5 protein-coding genes are annotated in these 6568 nt (G+C 64.4%); 4 read left to right on the plus strand and 1 reads right to left on the minus strand.

Going from position 1 to position 6568, the window contains the following annotated elements; genetic code table 11:
• The 3 genes from ACFSC3_RS13295 to ACFSC3_RS13305 all read left to right on the plus strand — a co-directional run.
• Positions 1 to 625, plus strand: a 625-nt coding sequence (locus ACFSC3_RS13295) for a zinc-dependent alcohol dehydrogenase family protein (protein ID WP_380940931.1), incomplete at its 5' end; no start/stop codon positions are given.
• Between the two features lie 100 nt (positions 626 to 725).
• Positions 726 to 1835 (plus strand): S-(hydroxymethyl)glutathione dehydrogenase/class III alcohol dehydrogenase, encoded by a 1110-nt coding sequence (locus ACFSC3_RS13300; protein WP_062127096.1) that lies wholly within the window; start codon positions 726 to 728, stop codon positions 1833 to 1835.
• A 394-nt stretch (positions 1836 to 2229) separates the two neighbouring features.
• Positions 2230 to 2712 (plus strand): P-loop NTPase family protein, encoded by a 483-nt coding sequence (locus ACFSC3_RS13305; RefSeq protein WP_050794226.1) that lies wholly within the window; start codon positions 2230 to 2232, stop codon positions 2710 to 2712.
• 24 nt (positions 2713 to 2736) lie between these two features.
• On the opposite strand, the gene ACFSC3_RS13310 is transcribed toward ACFSC3_RS13305, so the two are convergent.
• Positions 2737 to 5616 carry a Tn3 family transposase gene (locus tag ACFSC3_RS13310; RefSeq protein ID WP_380940932.1) on the minus strand — a complete coding sequence of 960 codons (2880 nt, stop codon included), beginning with the start codon at positions 5614 to 5616 and terminating at the stop codon, positions 2737 to 2739.
• 138 nt (positions 5617 to 5754) lie between these two features.
• On the opposite strand from ACFSC3_RS13310, the gene ACFSC3_RS13315 reads away from it, so the two are divergent.
• Complete coding sequence (locus tag ACFSC3_RS13315; RefSeq protein ID WP_004213210.1) at positions 5755 to 6306, plus strand: recombinase family protein; 552 nt, start codon at positions 5755 to 5757, stop codon at positions 6304 to 6306.
• Positions 6307 to 6568 lie beyond the last annotated feature (262 nt).

Consider the following 6568-nt stretch of genomic DNA (forward strand, 5'->3'; position numbering starts at 1 on the left):
AGCGGCGGCCGTGTGGATGCAGTATGTCACCGCCTGGGGTGCGCTGGTGGAGCAGGCGAAACTCGGCGAGGGCGATTTCGTCATCGTCACTGCTGCCTCCAGCAGCGTCGGCCTTGCTGCCTTCCAGATTGCGCGGATGGTCGGCGCGACGGTAATCGCGACGACGCGTACCGGCGCCAAGCGCCAGGCCCTGATCGATGCCGGTGCACATCATGTCGTCGCAACCGGGGAAGAGGATCTGGTAGCGAGGGTGATGGAGATAACCGATGGTCAGGGTGCGCGCGTGGTGCTCGATCCGGTCGGAGGCCCGTCGTTCGAGCCGCTGACCGAGAGCATGGCACGCGGCGGCATCCTGCTCGAATATGGCGCGCTCAGCGGCGAACCGACGCCGTTCCCGTTGTTCTCCGTGCTGGGCAAGAGCCTCACGCTCAAGGGGTATCTCTACAGCGAGATCGTCTCGGACGATGCCGCCCTCGATCGTGCCAAGGCGTTCATCGTGGCGGGTCTGGAATCGGGCGCGCTCAAGCCGCGGATCGCGCGCACTTTCCCGCTCGACGCAATCCAGGACGCTCACCGCTTCCTCGAATCGAACGACCAGATCGGCAAGGTCGTCGTTACGGTCTGACCGGCATACCGGGGGAGTGAGCGATCGCTCCCCCACGAATTTGCGCTGACGCAACGGCCTCGCACCAGCAATCGGTTTAACTCAACGAGGGTATCCCAACATGAAATCTCGCGCCGCTGTAGCCTTCGAGGCGGGCAAGCCACTCAAAATCGTCGAGATCGATGTCGCCCCACCCCGGAAAGGCGAAGTCCTTATACGGGTGACGCACACCGGTGTGTGCCACACCGACGCGTACACGCTGGCGGGGAGTGATCCGGAGGGTGTTTTCCCGGTGGTTCTGGGCCACGAGGGCGCGGGCATCGTTGTCGAGGTCGGGGAAGGCGTCACCAGCGTCGGGCCGGGCGATCACGTGATTCCGCTCTACACCGCCGAGTGCGGCAAGTGCGACTTCTGCCTGTCGGGCAAGACCAACCTGTGCGTCGCTGTCCGCGAAACGCAGGGCAAGGGCTTGATGCCCGATGGGACCACCCGCTTTTCGTACAATGGTCAGCCCCTCTATCATTACATGGGCTGTTCAACCTTCAGTGAATATACTGTCGTCGCCGAAGTCTCGCTCGCCAAGATCAATCCCGAGGCAAACCCCGAACATGTCTGCCTGCTCGGCTGCGGCGTCACGACCGGCATCGGCGCAGTCCACAATACCGCCAAGGTCCAGCCCGGAGACTCCGTCGCCGTGTTCGGCCTCGGCGGCATCGGCCTCGCGGCGATTCAGGGTGCGCGCCAGGCGAAGGCGGGTCGCATCATCGCCATCGACACCAATCCATCCAAGTTCGAGCTGGCACGCCAGTTCGGTGCTACCGAGTGCATCAACCCCAAGGACCATGACAAGCCCATCCAGCAAGTGCTGATCGAGATGACGGGCTGGGGCATCGATCATACCTTCGAGTGCATCGGCAACGTCCACGTCATGCGCGCCGCGCTTGAATCAGCGCACCGTGGCTGGGGTCAGTCGATCGTGATTGGCGTTGCCGGCGCGGGCGAGGAAATCTCCACCCGCCCATTCCAGCTCGTCACGGGCCGCGTATGGAAGGGGTCCGCTTTCGGTGGCGTCAAGGGACGGACACAGCTCCCCGGCATGGTCGAGGATGCGATGAGAGGCGATATCGATCTGGCCCCATTCGTAACCCACACGATGGGTTTGGAGGAGATCAACGAAGCCTTCGAACTGATGCACGAAGGCAAGTCGATCCGCACGGTCATTCACTACTGACCCGCCGATCCGAAGCGGCGCGAGGCGCTCGGATCGACAACTCGGCCGTCATCATGGCCCGACCCCGGCCATGATGAAGCGCGCTCTGGCAAATGGGCAACCCGTCGCAATGCGGTAACAAGCGCCGAAGTACGGTCGTTACATGCCGATAGCGGCACGGACCAGGGCCGCCTGGCCCAGGCGCTTACCAGCGGAGTGTGTGTGGCCTCGTCGCGCGACCCAACGGGGAAAATGGTTTTGTCGTAACCTTTGTCCAATGCTGGAAAAATATTCCAAAGGTGCCGAATATCGGGTCAGCCTGACCTTTGGATGTATTGAGTCGGAAAAGCATTCATCTGTTACCCGACTGTGATGAACCTTGGACCGCACGGGCGGTTAGGGCAGGAAGACTGAATTGAAGAGCAAGGATATTCACGCGACGACGCCGGCCACCGATCATGGGCATACAGGGCCGCCCGCTTGCGTGCAGGTTCGCGGCGCGCGCCAGAATAACCTCAAAAATATTGACGTCGATGTACCGCGCGACGCCTTCGTGGTGTTCACCGGCATATCGGGCTCGGGCAAGTCATCGCTCGCGTTCGGCACCCTTTATGCCGAAGCGCAGCGGCGTTATCTGGAATCGGTTGCGCCCTATGCCCGTCGCCTGATCGACCAGGCCGGCGTGCCGGAGGTCGACGCGATCGACGGTTTGCCGCCTGCGGTCGCGTTGCAGCAGCAGCGCGGCTCGGCCAACGCGCGATCCTCGGTCGGCAGCGTGACGACGCTCTCCAGCCTGGTGCGGATGCTCTATTCGCGCGTCGGCGAATATCCGCGCCATCAACCCATGCTCTATGCGGGGCTACGACACGAAAGTGTGACCAGCGTACGCCAAGCGTGAACGATAGGCGAACACGAAGCCGCGTCATGCAGCGAGCAACGATGTGGGTGTGCGTAGCGGCCTGAGCTGGCCGACCGGAGGGCGGTCGTCGGTGTTCCAGCGGTAGTCGCCGGTGAGCGAGATATGCTCCCACCCGAGCGGTGCGATGTGGCGGGCAGTTTCAGGAGGCACGGCCATGCCGGCGATGGCCTGTTCGAGGTAGCGGGTGTTCCACAGGATGATGGCGGCTACGAGCAGGTTGAGGCCGGAGGCGCGGTAGGTCTGGTTTTCGAACCGGCGGTCCCGCAGTTCGCCGAGCTGATTGAAGAACAGCGCTCGGGCGAGCGCGTTGCGCGCCTCTCCCTTGTTGAGTCCGGCCTGGGCACGCCGGCGCAGGTCGATGTCGCGCAACCAGTCGAGCATGAAAATCGAGCGTTCGATCCGCCCGACCTCACGCAATGCCAGCGCAAGGCCGTTCTGACGTGGATAGGCGGACAACCGGCGCAGCATGGCGGAGGCGGTGACGGTGCCGCTGCGGATCGAGGTGACGAGGCGGAGCAGTTCGTCCCAATGGTCAGCGACGTGGCCGACCGCGACCGGATCGCCGGTCAGTCCGACGAGCAGCGCCCCGGCATCCTGCTGCGGCAGCAGATGCAGGCGTCGTTCCTTCAGATCCCGCAAACGCGGCGCGAAGCGGTAGCCGAAGAACGGCATGAGGCCAAATACATGGTCGGAGGCCCCGCCGGTATCGGTGTAATGCTCTTCGATCGACAGACCGGTGGCATGGTAGAGCAGCCCGTCGAGGACATAGGGCGCCTTGCCCGCTGTCGCCGCGATCACCCTGCTCGCAAACGGGTCATATTGATCCGAGATGTGGGTGTAGAAGCTGACGCCGGGTTCGTTGCCGTTACGCGCGTTGATGTCACCGATCGCAGCCCCGCGCCCACCGGCGTGAAAGAGCTGGCCATGCGCTGCGCCATAGGCGCTCTCGCTGACGTGCCAGTCATGCAGATGTGCGAGCTGGCGCAGGGTGGCCGCTTGGCAGGTATCCGCCATGCGCGTCAGGCCGAGATTGATGCCGTCCGCCAGGATCACGGTGAGAAGCGCGTTACGATCATCGGCCGGTCGACCGGAGCGGCGATGAGTGAAGCATTCGGAAAAGCCGGTCCAGCCATCGACCTCCAGCAACAGATCGGTGATCTTCACGCGCGGCAGGCGGTCGTAGACCATGCGCCGCACGTCCTCTGTACTGGGCGGGGTTACGGCCTTGAGCGGCGAGATGACGAGCCCGCCGGCGTCGAGCCGTACCTGGGGCAGTTCCCCCTGCCGGGCGAGCGCCGTGACTTGTTCGATCGCGGTATCGAGGCGGGCACGGCGACCGGCAATGAAGGTATCGAAGTCGGTGTCGATCGCCAACGGTAACGGCCCGCGCTCGCGTAGCGCCGCAAAGGTGGCGGGCGGCAGGAGGTAGCTGTCGAAAGCACGATACTGGCGACTTTCCTCTACCCATATGTCGCCGGCACGCAGCCGATCGCGCAACTGGGTGAGAGCGCACAGTTCATAGGCTGCGCGGACGACCTGCCCGTCGCGCAGCACAAAAGGCCGCCACGATGGCGGCACGAAGCGAAGCGGTGGATTGTCGGGCAAGCGTCGCCTGCCGGTCCGATAAACCTCACCGACAATCCGGACCGCATCGAGCAGCCCCTGCACAGGACCGGCACCTTGGAAGGTGAAGGCGTTGAGGAGCGGCCCGATCACCGGGCGCAGCGAACGATGCCGGTCGATCAGCTCGGCAGTACGATCGGTCGTCTCCGGCGCGACCAGTATCTCCGCTTCCCCGACCGCCGTTCCCAGTTTCTCCCAGTCGATCGCCATCGCGGCAAGCGAGTCCAAGCCTTGCGCCCGTGCATCGATCAGCAGGCGGCAGGGGCCGGTGAGCAGGCGCAACTGTGCCTGGAGCGCGCGGATCGTACCCAGCGCCTTGTCGCGCGTCCGGTTCTCGGCGCGCCGCATCATGCTGCCGAGCAGCTTGTCCGTCATCGCCAGCACCGCATCGGCGAGGCTCTCACGAAGCCGCAGCGCGGCTGCCGCCAGAACGGCATGGCGGCGCCGGTCGGGCAGTTCCGCCAGATGCTGCGATGTGATCCGCACCGCCTCGTCGGCGATGCGGTCGAAGGCCGCGGTCGGGATCGTAGCGGCCCGCGCCGGGGCCAGTCCGATCGCCCGGACATGATCCAGTCGTTCGAGCAGGCGCATGACGTTGCGCGGTGCCGGCGACAGCGGCGGGTTGCGCAGCCACGACAGCCACGTCGCACCCCGGTCGCCACGACGGGCGAGCAGCGCATCGAGGCGGGTACGTCCGCCATCACCCAGCCCCTGGGTCAGCACATCGTGGACGAGTTCGTCGGCCTGGCGGCGCGCTCGTCGTACGATCGCCTCGATGACGGTGACGGGCGGCAGCAACAGGCGACGACGTCGCATTTCGTCGATGACGATCTCGGCCAGCTGCAATGGCTGGATGATGGTCTGCGCCACGGGCATGGCGAAGGTGGCCAGTGCGTGGAAGTCGGTCCGGCCGAACGCTCGATAGCCCATGCGTCGTGCCAGATCGGTGAGATGCGCACGGCGGGTCGGCTCACGACGGCCATAGTCATGCCAAGCCGCTTCAGGCACATCGAGCTGACGGGCGACGAACGACAGGATCGATAAGGGCGGTGTCTCGTCCGCGCCGAGTACCCGCCCGGGCCAGCGCATATAAAGGAGCGTCATGGCGTAGCCGAGCTGCGATGCGGGACCACGCCGGATCGAGACCCAATCCAGATCCTCGCGTGTCAGGGTGAAGTGTCGCGCGATCTCGCGTTCGTCGGTCGGGGGATCGAGCTGACGCGCCAGCACCTCGCGGGTGAGCAGGCGTCGCCTCGCCATGACCCTGAACCTCCTTGAGGCTGTCCGTCAGACGGTCCTCTGGCGGCCAACAGGAATATGTCCGTTAACTCTGGACCTGTAACGGCGATTCGGACAAGATCGCATAATGACGGGAAAACGGACAGGATCGGGCATCATGTGGCGCTGATCGGCTATGCGCGCGTCTCGACCGCAGACCAGAAGCTGTCGCTCCAGCTTGACGCGCTGAACACTGCCGGGTGCGACCGTATATTCGACGATCACGCATCCGGGGCAAAAGCCGATCGGCCTGGCCTAACCGAAGCGCTCGCCTATTTGCGCCCCGGCGACACGCTGGTGGTCTGGAAACTCGACCGCCTCGGCCGCTCGATGAGCCACCTGATCGAGAAGGTCGGCGAGCTTGCGGCGCGCGGCATCGGGTTCCGCTCACTCACCGAGAATATCGACACCACCACTTCGGGCGGCATGCTGGTGTTCAACATCTTCGGCTCGCTGGCCCAATTCGAGCGTGACCTGATCCGTGAACGCACTCATGCCGGCCTCAAGGCCGCACGCGAGCGGGGCAACAAGGGTGGTCGCCGGCCTGTCGTTACCCCCGACAAACTACGTAAAGCGCGGGCGCATATCGCAGCGGGCCTCACTGTTCGTGAGGCGGCGGCCCGGCTCAAGATCGGCAAAACCGCCCTATACAAGGCTCTGGAAAACGCGTGAAACCGCTGGCGATCAAGAACTCGTGGGTGCTGGTCACAGGGGCTTCGACCGGTTTGGGCAGAGCGTCCGCCCTCCGCTTGGCGGCATCGTACCAGGCCAAGCCCCTGATTGTTGGACGAAGGCTCGACAACTTGCGGGAGCTACAGACCGAAATTGACGAGCGGTTCAATGTGCCGTGCGAGATTATAGTGGCTTGTCCGTCGTCAGAACATTCGGCACAACTCGCGGCGTAGATTAGCGGAGTGCGGACCTCGTCAGGGGG

The organism is Sphingomonas floccifaciens, from assembly GCF_042681125.1.
Classification (GTDB): domain Bacteria; phylum Pseudomonadota; class Alphaproteobacteria; order Sphingomonadales; family Sphingomonadaceae; genus Sphingomonas; species Sphingomonas floccifaciens.